At 71.2% G+C, this 16015-nt stretch carries 21 protein-coding genes; 7 read left to right on the top strand and 14 right to left on the bottom strand.

Annotated elements, in window-relative coordinates; genetic code table 11:
* Positions 1 to 78: 78 nt before the first annotated feature.
* The gene (locus ACFWGJ_RS05045) at positions 79 to 588 is read right to left on the bottom strand and encodes an NUDIX domain-containing protein (protein WP_387321108.1); all 510 of its coding nucleotides are present in this window, start codon (positions 586 to 588) and stop codon (positions 79 to 81) included.
* Positions 589 to 715: 127 nt separating this feature from the next.
* Here ACFWGJ_RS05045 and ACFWGJ_RS05050 point away from each other — a divergent pair, with 127 nt between their 5' ends.
* The gene (locus tag ACFWGJ_RS05050; protein WP_387321138.1) at positions 716 to 1072 is read left to right on the top strand and encodes a PRC-barrel domain-containing protein; all 357 of its coding nucleotides are present in this window, start codon (positions 716 to 718) and stop codon (positions 1070 to 1072) included.
* Positions 1073 to 1099: 27 nt separating this feature from the next.
* Entirely contained in the window at positions 1100 to 1270 is a 171-nt protein-coding gene (locus ACFWGJ_RS05055) for a hypothetical protein (protein WP_387321109.1), read from the top strand.
* A 119-nt stretch (positions 1271 to 1389) separates the two neighbouring features.
* Here the strand turns inward: ACFWGJ_RS05055 and ACFWGJ_RS05060 are convergent, their stop codons facing one another.
* Complete coding sequence (locus ACFWGJ_RS05060; protein ID WP_387321110.1) at positions 1390 to 1839, bottom strand: spore-associated protein; 450 nt, start codon at positions 1837 to 1839, stop codon at positions 1390 to 1392.
* 159 nt (positions 1840 to 1998) lie between these two features.
* A complete protein-coding gene (locus tag ACFWGJ_RS05065; protein ID WP_387321111.1) occupies positions 1999 to 2685 on the bottom strand; it encodes an SDR family NAD(P)-dependent oxidoreductase in 687 nt (228 codons plus the stop codon).
* 279 nt (positions 2686 to 2964) lie between these two features.
* Here ACFWGJ_RS05065 and ACFWGJ_RS05070 point away from each other — a divergent pair, with 279 nt between their 5' ends.
* Positions 2965 to 3240, top strand: coding sequence for a hypothetical protein (locus tag ACFWGJ_RS05070; protein ID WP_387321112.1), 276 nt, complete (start codon positions 2965 to 2967; stop codon positions 3238 to 3240).
* Positions 3241 to 3350: 110 nt separating this feature from the next.
* On the opposite strand, the gene ACFWGJ_RS05075 is transcribed toward ACFWGJ_RS05070, so the two are convergent.
* The gene (locus tag ACFWGJ_RS05075) at positions 3351 to 3560 is read right to left on the bottom strand and encodes a 4-oxalocrotonate tautomerase family protein (RefSeq protein ID WP_387321113.1); all 210 of its coding nucleotides are present in this window, start codon (positions 3558 to 3560) and stop codon (positions 3351 to 3353) included.
* Positions 3561 to 3696: 136 nt separating this feature from the next.
* Here ACFWGJ_RS05075 and ACFWGJ_RS05080 point away from each other — a divergent pair, with 136 nt between their 5' ends.
* Positions 3697 to 4560, top strand: a complete 864-nt coding sequence (locus ACFWGJ_RS05080; protein ID WP_387321115.1) for a helix-turn-helix domain-containing protein — start codon at positions 3697 to 3699, stop codon at positions 4558 to 4560.
* Here ACFWGJ_RS05080 and ACFWGJ_RS05085 read toward each other — a convergent pair.
* Complete coding sequence (locus tag ACFWGJ_RS05085; protein WP_387321117.1) at positions 4530 to 5519, bottom strand: CPBP family intramembrane glutamic endopeptidase; 990 nt, start codon at positions 5517 to 5519, stop codon at positions 4530 to 4532. The two genes, ACFWGJ_RS05080 and ACFWGJ_RS05085, sit on opposite strands and share 31 nt — an antisense overlap.
* Positions 5520 to 5729: 210 nt before the next feature.
* On the opposite strand from ACFWGJ_RS05085, the gene ACFWGJ_RS05090 reads away from it, so the two are divergent.
* A complete protein-coding gene (locus ACFWGJ_RS05090) occupies positions 5730 to 6965 on the top strand; it encodes a sensor histidine kinase (RefSeq protein ID WP_387321119.1) in 1236 nt (411 codons plus the stop codon).
* A 134-nt stretch (positions 6966 to 7099) separates the two neighbouring features.
* Here ACFWGJ_RS05090 and ACFWGJ_RS05095 read toward each other — a convergent pair whose 3' ends face one another.
* From ACFWGJ_RS05095 to ACFWGJ_RS05135, 9 genes are all read right to left on the bottom strand, one after another.
* Positions 7100 to 7228: an LPFR motif small protein gene (locus ACFWGJ_RS05095; protein WP_387321121.1), complete on the bottom strand. Its 129-nt coding sequence runs from the start codon at positions 7226 to 7228 to the stop codon at positions 7100 to 7102.
* Between the two features lie 494 nt (positions 7229 to 7722).
* Positions 7723 to 8064 carry a hypothetical protein gene (locus ACFWGJ_RS05100; RefSeq protein WP_387321123.1) on the bottom strand — a complete coding sequence of 114 codons (342 nt, stop codon included), beginning with the start codon at positions 8062 to 8064 and terminating at the stop codon, positions 7723 to 7725.
* Positions 8065 to 8218: 154 nt separating this feature from the next.
* Positions 8219 to 9013 (bottom strand): DUF1963 domain-containing protein, encoded by a 795-nt coding sequence (locus ACFWGJ_RS05105; protein WP_387321124.1) that lies wholly within the window; start codon positions 9011 to 9013, stop codon positions 8219 to 8221.
* 118 nt (positions 9014 to 9131) lie between these two features.
* Positions 9132 to 10097 (bottom strand): bile acid:sodium symporter family protein, encoded by a 966-nt coding sequence (locus tag ACFWGJ_RS05110; protein WP_387321126.1) that lies wholly within the window; start codon positions 10095 to 10097, stop codon positions 9132 to 9134.
* A gap of 120 nt (positions 10098 to 10217) precedes the next feature.
* Complete coding sequence (locus ACFWGJ_RS05115; protein WP_387321128.1) at positions 10218 to 10712, bottom strand: lamin tail domain-containing protein; 495 nt, start codon at positions 10710 to 10712, stop codon at positions 10218 to 10220.
* Between the two features lie 108 nt (positions 10713 to 10820).
* Positions 10821 to 11690 (bottom strand): DUF4184 family protein, encoded by an 870-nt coding sequence (locus ACFWGJ_RS05120; RefSeq protein WP_387321130.1) that lies wholly within the window; start codon positions 11688 to 11690, stop codon positions 10821 to 10823.
* A gap of 106 nt (positions 11691 to 11796) precedes the next feature.
* A complete protein-coding gene (locus ACFWGJ_RS05125; RefSeq protein ID WP_387321132.1) occupies positions 11797 to 12699 on the bottom strand; it encodes a hypothetical protein in 903 nt (300 codons plus the stop codon).
* The gene (locus ACFWGJ_RS05130; RefSeq protein WP_387321133.1) at positions 12696 to 13037 is read right to left on the bottom strand and encodes a PadR family transcriptional regulator; all 342 of its coding nucleotides are present in this window, start codon (positions 13035 to 13037) and stop codon (positions 12696 to 12698) included. Before ACFWGJ_RS05130 ends, ACFWGJ_RS05125 begins: the two co-directional genes overlap by 4 nt.
* 167 nt (positions 13038 to 13204) lie before the next feature.
* Positions 13205 to 14065 carry a helix-turn-helix transcriptional regulator gene (locus tag ACFWGJ_RS05135; RefSeq protein WP_387321135.1) on the bottom strand — a complete coding sequence of 287 codons (861 nt, stop codon included), beginning with the start codon at positions 14063 to 14065 and terminating at the stop codon, positions 13205 to 13207.
* Between the two features lie 179 nt (positions 14066 to 14244).
* On the opposite strand from ACFWGJ_RS05135, the gene ACFWGJ_RS05140 reads away from it, so the two are divergent.
* Positions 14245 to 15240, top strand: coding sequence for an aldo/keto reductase (locus ACFWGJ_RS05140; RefSeq protein WP_387321139.1), 996 nt, complete (start codon positions 14245 to 14247; stop codon positions 15238 to 15240).
* A 233-nt stretch (positions 15241 to 15473) separates the two neighbouring features.
* Positions 15474 to 15863 carry a hypothetical protein gene (locus tag ACFWGJ_RS05145; protein WP_387321136.1) on the top strand — a complete coding sequence of 130 codons (390 nt, stop codon included), beginning with the start codon at positions 15474 to 15476 and terminating at the stop codon, positions 15861 to 15863.
* The last annotated feature ends 152 nt before the right edge of the window (positions 15864 to 16015 follow it).

Consider the following 16015-nt stretch of genomic DNA (forward strand, 5'->3'; position numbering starts at 1 on the left):
TTCGCCCCCGCCCCTCCGTACCGCTTGTCGCTGCGTGGCTGTGTCGCTGTCGCGCTGTCAGGGAATCCGCTGCCGGGGTCACGGTCGCAGCCGGAGGGCGCACTGCCGCATGCGCGGGCGATCCTCGGCGAACCATCCCTGCCACGGCTCGTCCAGCCGGTGCCAGAGCGCCGGTTGACCGCTCTCGGGCGCGAGCTGCGTCTCCCGGTCGACGACCGCCACGTAGGAGATGCCCGCGGTGACCGGCCAGTCGGGGTGGTACGACCGCACGGTGGCCGCCGCGGGCACGGCATGCAGGTCCGCCTGTACTCCGGTCTCCTCGAACAGTTCCCGGCGAGCGGCCTCCCGTGGTGTCTCGCCGGTGTCCACCTTGCCGCCCGGCGGCACCCATCCGCGCCAACGGTGCCGTACCAGCAGCACATGGGTCAGACCGCGGTCGAACACCCACACCTCGGCCGCGAGCGGCCCACCCAGGGCCGCCCCGGCCCGCCCCAGCCACTCCAGCACACCGTCGCGCCCCTCGTGGGCCGACCGCACATCACACACGACAGCCGCGAGAACGCGCGCGTCGACAGATCGTCCGCTCATCCGAGGGAGAGTACGGCGGCCCACCGACAGTCACCGACAGTGGTCGTGCGGCAGGCGTCGCTGTGGTGTCAGCGACGGCAGCGGGGGAACTCGTCGCAGATGAGTGGCTCAGGAGGTGAACATGAGCGTGATCCACGCGGCCGATGTACGTGAATGGCGCACTCGCGATGTCGTCGACCACAAGGGGCACAAGATCGGCGTGCTCGAATCGATCTATGTGAACACCGCTACCGACGAGTCGGCCATGGCGACGGTCCGTATCGGGCTGCCCACGCGCCAGCGGCTGGCTTTCGTCCCGCTCGACGACGCGGTCCTCGGACCCGACTACGTGCGGGTCGCCTACGCCAAGGCCCTGGTGAAGAAAGCACCCTCCGTGGGCATGGACGACATCCTGCCCGCAGAAGAGGAAGAGGCGATCTTCCGGCATTACGAGATGCCCTACCAGACAGGTGCGAAGGGCGAGAGGCAACTCGCGCGTCGTTGATTCCCTACTCAGTGTGAAGGTTCCGCCATGGCTCTCTTCCTGTTTCTCGTCCTGGTCGCCCTCGTGCTCGGAATCATCGGGGTGACCGCGGAAGGACTGGGCTACCTGCTGGCCATCGGCATCGCGGTCCTCGTGGCGGCCCTGGCCCTCACGGCTGTGCGCTGGTCCAGGCGCTCCAGCCACCGCCCCATCCGCTGACGGCCGGCGGTCCCGTCAGGACGCGCCCCCGCCCCGGCAGGACTCCGTGAGTCTGCCGGGGCGGGCCGGAACGGCGCGGCCTGCCGCGTGGTCATGCGGTGGCCGGGAAGAGCGGCGGGTCAGCGGGTCGAGGTGACCCGGTGCTCCTTGAGAGCGGCGCAGTTGGAGCCGGTCACCTGGACGTACACGTTGTTGATGTGACCGCCCCAGTCCACACAGTGACCCTTGCCGTACACGTACGCCGGTCCCGCGTACGACGTGTAGGTGCCGTAGTCCTCGTCGCCCTCGTCGGTGTCGGGGACGTAGACCCAGGTGGACATGTCCAGGGCCGTGCCCGGGTTCTTCCGGATGGTCGCGACGCAGTTCTCACCGTTCGAGGCGTTGTACGTCAGATACACCGTGCCCAGCGAGCCGACGGCGGCCGAGTTCACGGTCTTGTAGGCGCTCCCGCAGACTTTCTGCGGCGTGGTGTTCGGTGCGGCCGAGGCGGGCGCGGCCAGGGCGGCCGTGGTCCCCACGGACAGGGCGGCGAATGCGACGACAGACAGGGCAGAACGGTGAAATCCCATATTTCCCCCTTGTGATCTTTGCGGTCTGTTGCTCCTGCCTGATGTGACACGCGAGGTATGGGAAGGTTTGTGCGCCACTTGCAAGAGAGGTGAGGCGTGAGCGCCGGTGGCCGCCGGCCGGTGGCGGGTGGAGCGTGTCGCTCGGTGATGCCTACGCGGCTACCAGGGCAGTTCCCCGTTCTCGTCCTGGAGGGTTCCTGTCGGGCCGTCCGCGTCGAGAGTCGCCAGGCGTACGACGACGCGGGCGCTCTCCTGAGGCGTCCTTCCTATTCCGAACGCCGCCGTCATGTCGGTCGCGGTGGTGCCGGGTTCGACCGCGTTGAACTTGATGCCGGGCTGGGACTTGGCGTACTGGACCGTGAGCATCGTGGCCGCGGACTTCGAGGCGGAGTAGAGCGCCAGGGGCAGGCCGAATTCCGGCCGGTCCGGATTGGTCACCGCCCAGAACGATCCCGCGCTGCTCGAAACGTTGACCACGGTCGGATTCGGAGAATTGCGCAGAAGGGGCAGTGCGGCCTCCGTGACGCGCACGATTCCGACGGCGTTGGTGTCGAAGGCCCGCAGGGCCGTGGGGCCGTCCATGACCCCGTCCCCGAGGACGCCCGCGTTGTTCACCAGGACGTCGAGTCCGCCCCCGGCCGCGTCGATCGCTGCCAGCGCGCGGCTCACCGACGCGTCGTCGGTCACGTCGAGCTGCACGAATCGCGCGCCGATCCCAGCCGCGGCCTTCTCGCCCCGCTCGACGTCACGCGCGCCTAGGTAGACGACGTGCCCCATAGCCAGAAGCTGCCTGGCTGTCTCGAACCCGATGCCCTTGTTGGCCCCGGTGATCAGTGTGACGGTCATTGCGCATCCTCAGGATTGATAAGTCCCCGGTGGGGGCGTTCGAACGAGACCCCATGAGAGCCAGGCTCAGGCGAGGCGTCCCTGTGAGGGGCGCGGGGAACTGCGCGACCGGCCCCCCCCACCCAGCCGCACAGAACCCCCGACCTGAAGCCCCGCTCGTAAGGGGTGCCGACTTCCGCAACGATTGCTGCAGAAGTCAGACCGTAGCACTTCTGCAGCGGTCACTGCAGAAAACGCCGCCGGGGGCCGTTGTCAGTGGCGGGTGGAAAGCTGCATACCGTGAATGGCGACGAGCAGCTGCTGCGCGGCCGGATATACGGCCACGACCACGACGACCCCGATCCGGGCCCACGCCCGGGCCGTTCCTACGCCGTCCTGGTCGGTGGCCCCTTGGACGGCCTGCTCCTGGACGTCACCGACTGGACGCCGGACCAGATCGCCGAGGGCGCGGCCCTGTCCACCGAGCTCGGTCACTTCGGCCCCGGCGGCCGAGCCCTGTACGACCCCCGCCCTACCGACCCGAACCACTTCGACTGGTCGGGCGACAGCCCCTGATTCCCGCATGCGCTGCCCCACCGGCCCGACTGTCTCCATCCGCCCCACCGGACCGGACCGGCAGGACCGGTACCGCTCGTACGAGCGGGGACTCACGCGGGCGGCCGGGGTCAGGCGTCGCCGTTGACCATCGCGGCGGTCAGGACGTTGCCGCCGACGCCCCAGCCGCCGTCGGCGACCTCGTCGATGAGTACGACCGTGGTGGCGCGGGCCCGCTCGCCGTAGATCTCCACGTACAGGTCGGTGGTGCGCTCGACGATCTTCTTCTTGTCCTCGGCGCTGACGGTGCCCGCAGGGAGCTTGAAGTTGGCGAAAGGCATGGTGTGTCTCCTCGGAGGTTCGATGTAGGGGTGGGCCGTTCGTGGCCACGTCCTCAACCCTGAGCGACGCCGGCCGGCGCAGCCAGGGGATGTCATCCCCTGGGTCCGCGGCCCGGCCGGGCACAGAATGGAGGACATGGGTTCTGCGAAGTACACCGAGCTGGGGGTCTTTCTGCGGTCGCGGCGCGACCGCATCCGCCCGTCCGACGTCGGATTCCCCGCCGGACCCCGGCGCCGGGTGCCGGGGCTTCGCCGCGACGAGGTCGCCCAGCTCGCGGGAGCATCCGTGGACTACTACAACGAGCTCGAACGGGGAGCGGGATCCCAGCCGTCCGAGCAGATGCTCGCCGCCCTGGCCAGAGCCCTGCGCCTGACCGCCGACGAGCGCGACTACCTCTACCGGCTGGCGGACCGGCCGGTGCCCGTGTCCGGCGGACCAGCCTCGCACGTGCATCCCGGCATGCTCGACCTGCTGGGCCGGCTGACGTCGACCCCGGCGCAGGTCATCACCGACCTGCACGTCACCCTCGTACAGAATCCGCTCGCCGTGGCCCTGCTCGGTGACCACTCGGGTTTCCGCGGCGCCCGGGCCAGCCTCGTCCACCGGTGGTTCACCGAGCCCGACACCCGGCGGCTGTACCCCGAGGCCGACCACGAGGCCCAGTCACGCGTCTTCGTCGCCGATCTGCGGGCAGCCGCCGCCCGGCGGGAGAAGAAGGATCGCGAAGCCGGCGCGCTGATCAGTCATCTCCTCGACACCTCCGCCGAGTTCGCCGCGCTGTGGGCCGTGCACGACGTGGCGTTCCGGCGGGACGACCGCAAACGGCTCAACCACCGCACACTGGGCCTCGTCGAGGTCAACTGCCTGAACCTGTTCAGCGAGGACGGCCGGCAGCGACTGCTCTGGTTCACCCCCGCGGTCGGTACCGACAGCGCCGACCTGCTCGACCTGCTCGCGGTCATCGGCACTCAGGAAGTCGTCGGACCCATGACACGCTGAGCGTCTACGAAGTACGGGTGCGGGGCGTCGACGGAACGGGCACGGCGACGTTCGAGCCACAGCACCACCCCGGTGAAGACGACGATCACCGTGATGTCGAGGGCCGCCAGTTGCCAGGGCAGGTCGGCCGCGGTCTCGTCGGAGTCGAGTCCGCCGACGAAGGCCGCGGCCAGCGCGAACGACATCAGGTTGTTCACCGCGTGCAGCGCGACGGCCGCTTCGAGTCCGCCCGTCCGCACCGTCAGCCAGCCGGCCAGAACACCGAAGACGACGAGGTCGGCGAACCCTGCCGGCGTGCCCCAGCCATGAGCGGCCGCGAAGAGCACCGCCTGCGGCAGCACCGCGATCCACGGCGAACGGAAGAGACCGCCCACCGCCTGCAGCAGCCAGCCCCGGAACGCGTACTCCTCGGCGGCTGCCTGCAGCGGCACCAGCACGACGAGCATGGCGAGCGCGGGCAGGTACCGGTCCAGGCCGACCCACACCTCGCCGCTCGTACCCGCCGTCTCTTCACCGGCCGGTACGAGCAGCATGGCGCCCATCCCCGCGGCCACGAGCGGCAGCGCGACCAGCACGTACTGTCCCAGCCGGCGCCCCCGCAGCCGCCCCTCGACGGAGGAGACCGTCCCCGCAGGGCGGCGCCCCACCCATCGCACCACCAGCAGCACCACCGGAATGGCCAGAGCCAGGTAGGTGAGGTCCAGAGCGGTGTTCAGTGTGGAGCCGAAGTCGATCGCCTCGTCGGAATCCTCGGGATATCCACGGGCGCTGCCCACCCCATAGGCCACGACGTCCACCACCATGAACAGCAGAAGCCATAGGCCGACCACCGTCACGGTCCCGATCAGCGGGCGCCACCAGCGGTGTCTGCCGGTCACATGGGCCATGCGGTGGTAGGGCAACGGCGCTCCGGTGCCGAGAGATCCGGTGGGGACGCAAGGGGCTGTCGAGAAGCTCATGGCACAAGTCTTCCGTCGGCCCGTTGCCCGGGCGTCGGCCTGAGGCAGGAGCGGGGACTCTGTCCCGGGATGGAGACGGCCCGCGTACGGCGTAGGAGGGGCCCGGGTCCGGCGGGACAGTACGTTCGCGGGCCGGCAGCGGACTGTCATCCGTGGACGTACATCCGCAGGCCGATGACCGCGCGGCACGGGCGCGCCTATGCTCGCGCCATGTCAGCGCATCCAGGTCAACCGCCGCTGCTCAAACGGCTGTCGCCCGGGCACTGGACGGCGGTCGTCTGGGGCGGGGCCATGGGCTTCGCCTGCGTCGACGAGTTCTTCGTCCTGCCGGGCGACCACGTCCGCGACGACGAGGTCGTTCCCGGTTTCGACCTGACCCATGTGAGCGGCCCGATCCTGCTGGGGGCCGCCGTCCTCGTGCTGACCGCCTGTCGGCTCCTGCGCGCTCGCCCGCTCGCGGCCTACGCCCTCCTGCTGCTCGGCTCGGTTTCCGGGGCGGCGGTGCTGGGCCAGGCCGGCGAGTTCCCGCTGGTGCAGTTCCTGGCGCCGGACGTCGCCCTGTACTTCGTCGCGGCCAACACGAGGCGACGCACGTCGGGCCGCGCGGCCGGGATGGCACTCATCGTCTTGACGATCCCGTTGGCAGTACGGCTGTCCGGGGGCGGCGCCATCGACACCGCGGCGCAACTGGCCGTGGCCCTCACGGTGCTCGTCGCCTGGCTCCTCGGCAACTCCGCCCGCCAGTCCCGGCTCCATGCCGAGCAGTCCAGGGCCCAGGCGGCCGTCCAGGCCACCACCGCCGAACGCCTCCGCATAGCGCGCGAGTTGCACGACGCCGTCGCGCACACCATCGGCATCGTCGCCCTCCAGGCGGGTGCCGCCCGCCGAGTCATCGACACGCAACCGGCCAAAGCCAGGGAGGCCCTCGGCGAGGTGGAGAACGCGAGCCGGCAGACGCTGTCCGGACTGCGCAGGATGCTCGGCGCGCTGCGTCAGGCCGACACCGCGGGCGCTCCGGCGCCTACGGCACCGAGCTTGTCGGACGTCGACGCACTGGCCGCGGCCACCACGGCGGCGGGGGTACGGGTCGACGTGCGGTGGCACGGTCGGCGGCGGCCTCTGCCGCCGGAGATCGACCTGTCGGCGTACCGCATCGTCCAGGAGTCGGTCACCAACGTCGTCCGACACGCAGGCGCCCGCTCGTGCCTGGTGCGGGTCGACCACCGGGACGCGGAGCTGACCCTGGAGATCACCGATACCGGCCGCGGGCCGGGCAGCGGGGGAGCCCGCCCCGGTTACGGCCTCATCGGCATGCGCGAGCGAGTAGCCCTGCTGCAGGGCCAGTTCACCGCGGAACCACACCCGAAAGGCGGCTTCCGGGTGACAGCCAGACTGCCACTGCCCCGGTCGGCGACCCATGGGATGGAAGCCGCCGCCCCCGCGTAGCGGCTTCCCGAAGGACGCGGATTCGTCCGTGTCGACACCCGGTGATCAGGGCATACGCATGCCCGGCTGGACGGGGGTCCAGCCGGGCACGGGTGTGAGGGGGTGGGTGAGTGCGTCGCCGCGCGGCCCGTCTGTCAGTGGTGTCCGTGGGCTGAGCTCGATGCGCCGCCGAACAGGCGTGCCACGGCTCGGAAAGGCAGGGTGACGACGGTGGCGACGGCTCCGCCGATGGATCGAAGAACATCTGCGACGGCCTTCAACACGGTGGTCCTCCGTTCTCGTGGGCGCGGTGCGCCGGGTCTGGATTGCCGCTGTGCGGCCGGTCAGCGCACGGGTGCCCGGTGATCGGCCGAGGAAACCGGCCCCCCTGCGGACACACAGCCGCGCATCGGCGCCGGACCGGTCGTGGGGCTGTGGTCGGCGCCGCGGGCTCCCGGGCCCCGGGCAATGGCCGACCTTCGAGGCCGGCCGGAGCCGCATCGCCGACTACGCGGCTCCGGCCTTCGTCCTCCAGGCGCGCCCAGAGAGGCAACTCCCGCCATCTCGTACCGCCGGGAGGGCACCTCGCGCGAGGCCCGAGCCGGGGGGAAATCCTCGGTCCCTCGCGCTTCCGGCCGTTGCCGCGCCTCCGCGTCAGCGGCCGGTCACCACCAGCGTGCCACCCTGCGCGCGGGATGTCCGCACACCGGACCGGCGCATTCGCCCGCCGGGCGCTCACCACGGCTTTCCCGCGAAAATATCTCCCCGTGGACCGCCGCTATCGGTCGCCGTCGTCCGCCGCGGAGATCGTGTCGGCCAGCACGAGCAGGTCGCCGTCGGCCGCTGTTTCGGCGACGCTGTGACCGAGCCGCAGCAGCAGCCCCGACACGGCGACCTTCACGATCACCCTTATGCTGTCGTCGCTCGAAGCGCAGCCGCCCCGCTCACGGGCCAGCGAGGCGAATTCGTCCGAGGCCGTCCAGCTGACCAGGGCGCCGGCCGACACCTCGGTCACCCGCAGTCCGGGGACGCCGAGCTCCGCGTCGCCCAGTACCTGGAAGCCGGCCTGAACCAGGGCGAACCTCACCTGCGCGACGAGCTCCGTGGGTACATGGGGCACGGGACCCGCGTGCCCCCAAGGACGCAGATCATGCCTTCGGATACGCCGACACCTCGGCACGGTGCCCGAAAGCCGTCGGCAGGCCGTCGGACAGGGCCTTGAGAGCGTCGCCGCCCCTCCCGGGCAGGTCAGAGCGTGCGCCATCCGTTCGAGGTCAGCACTGCTGCTCGTACCGGAGGTTCGCGTACCGCCGTGCGGCGATGTCCTCGCGGGTGCCCACGATCAGGTTCATCGTGTAGACGTTGTAGTCGATCGCCTGCCCGGCCATCTGCGCGAGGAGCACGAGGTCGCCCTCGTCCGGTGCCATGTCCCACGAGTTGGAGAAACCGCCTATCTGCACGCAGACGCCCGGGCGGGTCCCGCCGGAGGCCGCGTCGAGGACGGCCTCCTCGAAACCGTCCAGCGCGTCCTCCTTTCCACCGTCCGCCCTTCCACCGTCCTCCAGGAAGGCGGAAGTGGCAGGGGAGTCCCGCCAGTCCTCGTCGAGAGTGAGCCCGGCCAGGGGGTACAGGGTCTGTGGTTCATAGACCTTGACCTGCATGGGCTCACCGTCGAACTCGTACGTCGCGGCGCGCTCGGTGGTGGGGATTCCGGCGGGCACGTGCAGCACCACGGACGAGTCCGGCGGGTACTCGATATGGGTGAAGAACAACAGCCGGCCGTCAGCGGGCAGTTCGATGTCCAGGACCTCGTGGGGCAGAGCCCCGCAGTCGACGCTGAGCACCAGCGGCTCCCTCCCGTCGGGCCAGTCCACCCCCTCCGGCAACGAGGGGAGCCCGCCCGTTCGCGCGGCCGGGCGGGCGTTCTCCTGCTGGGACTTGGGAAGTTCCCCGTACGGCACCAGGTAGAGGCAGGGCCGGGACCGGGCCGTCAACTCCTGCGCTACGGGGCCGGGAACGCCGTACTCGGCGGCTGTCTCACGAACGAACTGCTCGTCGATCGATGTCATGCCCGTGATCGTGCCACCAGCCACTGACAAGCCGCGCCCCACCGGCCCCTCGGCCTCAGGCCGCGGAGCCGATCAGGAACTCCTGGTCCACCGTCCCGGTCGCCGGCCGGTGGGGCGGTCAGTGGCGTCGGCGTGAGAGCCAGGCGGCGGCCAGGGCGCCGGAGATGTTGTGCCAGACGGAGAAGACGGCCGCGGGCAGTGCGGCCAGCGGGCTGAAGTGGGCGGTGGCCAGTGAAGCCGCAAGACCGGAGTTCTGCATGCCGACCTCGAAGGCCATGGCGCGGCTCGCCGGCTCGCCCATCCTGGTGAGCCGTCCCGCGCCGTAGCCGAGTGCCAGTCCGAGACCGTTGTGGAGCACGACGGCGACGAACACCAGCAGCGCCGCCGACTTGATGGCGTCGGCGCTGCCCGCCACCACGACGGTCACGATCACCCCGATGGTCACGGCGGACAGCCAGGGCAGCACCGGCAGGGCCCGCTGCACACAGCGGCTCGCCAGCAGCCGCACGGCGAGCCCCGCGAGGACCGGCAGCAGCACGGTCTTGAGGATGTCGACGACCATGGATCCGGCGTCGACGGGCAGGTACTCGCCGGCCAGCAGCAGCGTCAGCGGCGGAGTGACCAGCGGGGCCACGAGGGTGGAGACGGTGGCCACGGAGACGGACAGCGCCACGTCACCGCGCGCGAGATACGTCACGACATTGGAGGCGGTGCCGCTGGGTGCGCAGCCCACGAGGATGACGCCCGCCGCGAGCTGCGGCGGGAGCTGCAGCAGATGGGCGATGAGCCAGCCGAGCCCCGGCATGATGACGTAGTGCGCGCCCAGCCCGAGGGCCACCGCCCAGGGCCGTCTGGCGACACCGCGGAAGTCCTGCGGGGTCATCGTGACGCCCATGCAGAACATCACCACGCCCAGCAGGTACGGCACCGACTCGCCCCAGCCGGCGAAGCTGCCCGGGAGCAGCAGCCCCGTGGCGCCCGCGGCGAGGACGAGGACGGGGAAGAGGGTGACGGCGCGGCGCGCGGAGCGGTCGCCTGCGGTGTCGATGTCGGTCGTGTGCTGTTCGGGTCGTTCGGTACTCACCGTGAGAGACAACGCCTGGTCAGGGCCGCGATGCAAGCCCGTCTCGCGATGTGATCACGGGGTCGGGCGCCCGCCCGCGGGAAGTCCGGCAGGAGGGCGCCCGAGCGGTCGAGCGGTGCGTCAGCCGTGGTACGTGATGTAGCCGTTGCCGTCGCGGTCGTCCGCGCGCTTGGTGTAGGAGTGGACGTCCGCCCTGGCGCCGCTGGGCTTGTACAGGTAGATGGTGTCCTTGTCGTTGTTCCAGATGAAGTTGCAGTTCTGGCGGTAGACGACATTGCCGGCGTCGGAGTCGGTGCCGCGTCCGCCGCGCAGCTTCACGTAGTCACCGGGCTCCAGCTTGTGGCCGGCGGTGAAAGTGAACTTGTTCCCGGTGGCGTCCTTGACGACGTACCCCTTGAGGTTGACCGTCGCGGTGCGGGAGTAGTTCTTGATGGTCAGGTACTCGTTCTTCGTGTTCCCCCCGGAACAGCGGTTGGAGTCGGTACCGGGTGCGTCGTACTGGACGCCCTTGACCTTCAGCGCGGACGAGTACTCGGCCGCCTGGGCGGTGCCGGTGGACAGCGCGGCAAAGGTGCCGATGGTGACAACTGCGGTCAGCGCAGAGCGTATGCGCATGAGAAGACCCCCCTCAGTGGTGCGGATGAAGCTGTTGGAGCATACCTAATGTGAAGTTAAAGCGTTCATTGTGTGCGAAATGTGGAGACGGATGCCCCGACTCGCCCTTCACCGCTGGACGTTGCCTGTGGGGCGGGTGGCGGCCACTGCTCCTGTGACCGGTGTGACGGAGTGCCAGATCCACCATCCGGTCACGTAGAGGATTCCGAGGCCGATGAGGGCGACGCCCGCGTCCTTCGCCGCGTCGGACAGCACCCCTTCGATCGTGACGCCGAGCGGCAGTCCGGTCGTCGTCGCCTGCGTGGCGGCGACCCACCAGGCGCGGGCGACCGCTGCGAGGATCGTGAGCAGGGTGACGGCGAGCACGGCAAGGCCCCGCGTCGCGTTACGGGGGCCGGTGCGGACCTCGTCGGTGCGGAGGTGGGCCCGCCTGCGCCACAGGTACACCGCGGTGGCGATCAAGCCCCCGATCGTGCTCGCGTGTTGCAGCGCTCGCGCCCAGGTGAGGCTGCCCGCCAGCGGGGAGCTGAGCCAGGCCGCGTGGGTGACGAAGAAGCCGTCGTGATGGGTGAAGGCGTCCCAGGTCAGGTGTGTGGCGATGCCGATGAGGGCGGACAGGACGATCCACCCGGCTCGGCGTGCGCGTTCGGCGGCCGTCCGGGGTGGCGGTGGGGGGCCGGGTATCGGCAGCAGGGACGCCAGCGGGCGATGGCCCACGCGGAACAGCGCCCACAGCGTGAGGGCGTACGGCAAGGACACGGTGACGGCCCCGAGGGCGGTGTGCGAGGTCGTGGCGTTGACGAAGGGCTCGTACCAGGACTGCGCGGTGACGGGCAGGCCCGTGGTGACCACGAAGTAGGGCAGGTCCGGCGCGAGGCTGCCGGCGACCAGCGCGGCCCGGCCGAAGGGCCGTCGCAGCAGCGGCAGTACGGCAGCGGGGTGGGACAGGGTGAACGGCATGAGCGTCCTCTCGCGCAAGACTGAATAGTCCGTCGAGCGGAATGCTACGTCAAACGGAGTATGTGTCTGCGTTCGGCCGCTGCAGGACGTCCAGGCGGGCGAGTGGGCCGTACGGAGGGATCGTTCAGAGTGCGGTGCGCCCGGCCCGTCCCAAGCGGCCGGCCAGCGGGGCGATCACCGCCGCACCCGCGAGTACGGCTGCCGGCCACACGACGGCAGTCGTCCCACCCCACGCCGTGGTCCAGGCGTGGGCGAGCAGGGGCGGGGACACCAGGGCCATCACTCCCAGCTCAAGGCCGCCGCGCGTTCCGCTGCGCCAGGTCAGCGCGACACCGGTCGCGGCGAGCACGAGCACCGGCCAGCACCCGTAGTCGGTGCTGACCCACGGCACCACGTGCGCGTCGACGGCCGCGCGCGGCACGACGACCAGCGCGATCACGGCGCCGGCGACACCCGCCCGGCCCCCCGCGGTCGCCTCCGGGCGTCGGTCCGGCGGACAGGCGAGCACCACGCCCGCCGACAGGACGAACGCGGCCGGGGTCACGACCGGGTCACCGAACGCCGGTCCGCTGACCACCGCGGCCACCGCGAAGGAGAGCAGCCCGGCCACCGCGAGGGGCGCCCCCGCGCGCCACCGGCCGGTCAGCGCCGACGCCGCTCCCACGAACGCGATCAGCGACGAGACGAGCAGCGCACCCCACGCCCCGGACAGATCGGCACGGAGCTGCACCAGGAACGGGGTGGGGGAGGAGACCAGAGCGGCGTACCACCGCAGCAGATGCAGGCCGCAGGCTGCGGCGGAGACGGCCAGGGCGAAGGGGTATGCCAGAGCGAGCACCCGCGCGGCAGGAGCGGCCGGCCCGAGGCCCAGCCGCAGCCTCAAGGCGTGCGCCGCCAGACCCGCGCCCTCGCGCAGTCGCGAGCCCAGCGGTTCACCCGCGGTCGACTCACGGTAGGTCGCTGCGATCTCCCCGCCGTGAGCGCGCCGATAGGCGGCGGGATACAGCCGCAGCAGGTGCTCGATCAACTGGTGGCTGCCGACGGCCGGGTGAGGGACAGCCGGCGTGTGGCCTCCTCCGCCGTCGCGGCCAGGCGCTCGGCCTCCGCCGTCAGCCGCTCCCGCCCGGACGCGGACAAGGTGAAGATCCGCCGCGCCCGCCCGTCGGTGACCTCCTCGCGTTCGATCGCGATCAGGCCGTCGGCGAGCAGCCGGTCCAGTGCCCCGTACAGGGCGCCCGTCCGCAGCACGACACGACCGCCGGTCATCGCCTTGACCTCCTGCGCGACGGCGTATCCATGGCGGGGTGCATCCGCCAAAGCGGTCAGCACCATCAAGGTCGGCTCCTGCATCACACGCTCACTCACCCCTCGACGATAGTCACTCCGCCGGACTGTCTCAACGTGGTGCGGGGCATCCGAAGCGCAGGGGTGCCTCTCGCGCACTTGCTCCGCCGCCTGCCGGCGGTGGAGGTGAAGAACGCCCAGCCGCGCAGCACGACCAACCGGCAACCCGGGGGCGGCCGTCGCACGTCTCACCGTACGGGCGGGCCCGTGGGTCCCGTGGGGAACTCCTGGACGCCGAGGACCCGCAGCAGGTCCAGCCGCTCACGGGCCTCCGTGTCCGCAGGAGTGAGCACCAGCAGCTGCTGGCCCTGATCGGGAGTGACCAGCGTCTCGCAGTCCATCGTCAGCCGGCCCATCTTCGGGTGCAGGAACGTCTTGCGGTCGGTGCGCCGGACCGCCACCTCGTGCTCGGCCCACAGCCGCCGGAAGTCGGTGCTCGCGGCCTGCAACCGTTCGACGAGACCGGCGACCGCGGTGTCGCCCGACCGGCGGCCGACCGCCGCGCGCAGGTCCGCCACGAGCCGGCGGCCGTGGTTCTCCTGCTCCTCGGGCGGGCAGACCGAGCGGGCGGCGGGATCGGTGAACCAGCGGTACACGACGTACCGCCGGTCGCCGGAGATGTCGGTGAGGTCGCCCATGAGCAGCAGCGCGGTCCGGTTCTGGGCGAGGATCTCGCCCAGGTCGGACAGCACCAGGGCCGGGGTGTCACCGAGCAGGTCGAGCATCCGGATGAGGCCCGCACGGGCCAGCCGGGCCACCCCCTCGGCGGGCGGAGGCCGGTGGCCGGCCAGGTGGAAGAGGTGGTCGCGCTCGTCGTCGGACAGGCGCAACGCCCGGGCCAGCGCGCCCAGGAGCTGCGTCGACGGCTGACTGCTGCGGCCCTGTTCGAGGCGTACGACGTAGTCCACCGACATACCGGCGAGCATGGCCACCTCTTCCCGGCGCAGACCGGCGGTGCGGCGGCGCGGGCCGTCCGTGATGCCGACCTCGGCCGGGCGGATCGACTCCCGTCGGCGGCGCAGGAAGTCCGCGAGCTGATCACGTTCCATGCCGCCATGGTCCCTCGCGCGGGCGAACCGAGCCAGGGAGCGGCGCTCCCATGATGAACGCTCCGCTCCCGTCGGCGGCTGCGCCGACCCACAGTGGGTGGCGACCGACGACGAAGGAGAACGTGATGACGACGGAGAACGCCACGAGGACGGACAACGCCACGAGGACGGAGAACCCCATGACGGCACGGACCCTGGGGCGCACCGGGCCGGCCGTCTCCGCGCTGGGCCTGGGCGCGATGGGGATGTCGGGCGCCTACGGTGCCGCCGACCGCGCCGAGAGCATCGCCACCGTGCATGCCGCGCTGGACGCCGGGGTCACACTGTTCGACACGGCCGACTTCTACGCGATGGGTCACAACGAGCTGCTGCTCGCCGAGGCGCTGCGCGGGCGGGACCGGGACAGCTACCGGCTGAGCGTCAAGTTCGGCATGCTGCGGGGACCGGGCACCGTGTTCGGCGGGCACGACGGCCGCCCGGAAGCGGTCAAGAACTTCCTGGCCTACTCACTGACCCGGCTGGGCACCGACCACATCGACATCTACCGGCCGGCCCGGCTGGACCCGGACGTGCCCATCGAGGAGACCGTGGGTGCGATCAAGGACCTGATCGACGCCGGATACGTACGGCACCTCGGCCTCTCCGAGGTCGACGCCGCGACGGTCCGCCGGGCGCACGCCGTGCATCCGGTCGCGGACCTGCAGATCGAGTACTCGCTGATCTCCCGCGCGGTGGAGACGGACGTCCTCCCCGCGCTGCGGGAACTGGGCATCGGACTGACCGCGTACGGCGTGCTCAGCCGCGGCCTCATCTCCGGGCACTGGTCCGCCGACCGGGCCGCGGGACCCGGGGACGCCCGCGGCCTCAGCCCGCGGTTCTCCGGCGGCAACGTGGAGCACAACCTCACCCTCGTGGAGGCTCTGCGCCGGGTCGCCGAGGCTAAGGGGTGCACCGTCGCCCAGCTGGCCATCGCCTGGGTGGCCGCACAGGGCGAGGACATCGTGCCGCTGGTCGGCGCCCGCACCCGGGAGCGGCTGGCCGAGGCGCTGCCCGCCCTGGAAGTGCACCTCAGCGCGGACGACCTGGCCGAGATCGAGAAGGCGGTGCCGCAGGGGGCCGCGCGGGGCGACCGGTACCCCGCCGCGTTCATGTCCGGCCTCGGCGTGGGGAACTGACTCCGGGAAGGTCGCCCGGGGCGGGGCGGGGCGGGGCGGGGCCGGTGTCGGGGCCTCAGCTGACCCGGGGGCCCGCGCAGGGGTGTCAGGTCGCAGGACCGTGCGGGTGGCGCCGCGGTCGAGAGGCGTGGAGCGGCGCCGTTGCCGGTAGGAAAGGTGCGCGGTGATGCCGTGTCACTGCCACGGTCCTGGACGGACCGCCCCTCCCGCCCTCTGCGCGAAAGGATCTCCCCATGCGCGTTTCGTTGATCACGAAGGCTGCGTACCTGCTCGGTGCTGTCGCTCTGGCCGGCGGAGGCCTGCACTTCTCCGGCACCGCACAGGCCGGCACCGCACGGGCGGGCACCGCACTGGCCGGTACCGCTCAGGCCGACGACGGGCGGACGTTCGACTGCCAGATGGTCTACGTCTTCGGCAACGGTGCCCGCGTGGAGGGCTACGACTGCGGGGAACCGCTCACCTACGACGGGCCGGGCAAGGTCCGCTACTTCAACGGTTCCGCCGGCTACACGTGCGAGAACATCAGCGTGCGGCCGGACCCCGAGGCGGGCACCGAAGCGGTGTCGGTCCTCAAGGCGACGGGCTGCACATCGGACAACTATCCGGGCCGCACCCTTTCCTGACCGCCCGCACGGCTTCGGCGGCCGGCGCGACGCGGTGGGGATCATGGTCGTTGTTCCCTGGTGGTAGGCGGTTTCGCCGTGTAGCGTCATCCCCAGATGTCGTGGTTCGCAGTACCTGCCCGCGCTCCGGTGCGGGCATTTTGCTGTGCAGT

The organism is Streptomyces sp. NPDC060205 (genome assembly GCF_042728395.1).
In the GTDB taxonomy this organism is placed as follows: domain Bacteria; phylum Actinomycetota; class Actinomycetes; order Streptomycetales; family Streptomycetaceae; genus Streptomyces.

Coding starts and splice junctions, on each gene's coding strand:
- ACFWGJ_RS05060 (WP_387321110.1), bottom strand. CDS start 1,839: ATGGGATTTCACCGTTCTGCCCTGTCTGTCGTCGCATTCGCCGCCCTG.
- ACFWGJ_RS05090 (WP_387321119.1), top strand. CDS start 5,730: ATGTCAGCGCATCCAGGTCAACCGCCGCTGCTCAAACGGCTGTCGCCC.
- ACFWGJ_RS05140 (WP_387321139.1), top strand. CDS start 14,245: ATGACGGCACGGACCCTGGGGCGCACCGGGCCGGCCGTCTCCGCGCTG.
- ACFWGJ_RS05105 (WP_387321124.1), bottom strand. CDS start 9,013: ATGACATCGATCGACGAGCAGTTCGTTCGTGAGACAGCCGCCGAGTAC.
- ACFWGJ_RS05145 (WP_387321136.1), top strand. CDS start 15,474: ATGCGCGTTTCGTTGATCACGAAGGCTGCGTACCTGCTCGGTGCTGTC.
- ACFWGJ_RS05045 (WP_387321108.1), bottom strand. CDS start 588: ATGAGCGGACGATCTGTCGACGCGCGCGTTCTCGCGGCTGTCGTGTGT.
- ACFWGJ_RS05075 (WP_387321113.1), bottom strand. CDS start 3,560: ATGCCTTTCGCCAACTTCAAGCTCCCTGCGGGCACCGTCAGCGCCGAG.
- ACFWGJ_RS05065 (WP_387321111.1), bottom strand. CDS start 2,685: ATGACCGTCACACTGATCACCGGGGCCAACAAGGGCATCGGGTTCGAG.
- ACFWGJ_RS05080 (WP_387321115.1), top strand. CDS start 3,697: ATGGGTTCTGCGAAGTACACCGAGCTGGGGGTCTTTCTGCGGTCGCGG.
- ACFWGJ_RS05115 (WP_387321128.1), bottom strand. CDS start 10,712: ATGCGCATACGCTCTGCGCTGACCGCAGTTGTCACCATCGGCACCTTT.
- ACFWGJ_RS05135 (WP_387321135.1), bottom strand. CDS start 14,065: ATGGAACGTGATCAGCTCGCGGACTTCCTGCGCCGCCGACGGGAGTCG.
- ACFWGJ_RS05055 (WP_387321109.1), top strand. CDS start 1,100: ATGGCTCTCTTCCTGTTTCTCGTCCTGGTCGCCCTCGTGCTCGGAATC.
- ACFWGJ_RS05085 (WP_387321117.1), bottom strand. CDS start 5,519: ATGAGCTTCTCGACAGCCCCTTGCGTCCCCACCGGATCTCTCGGCACC.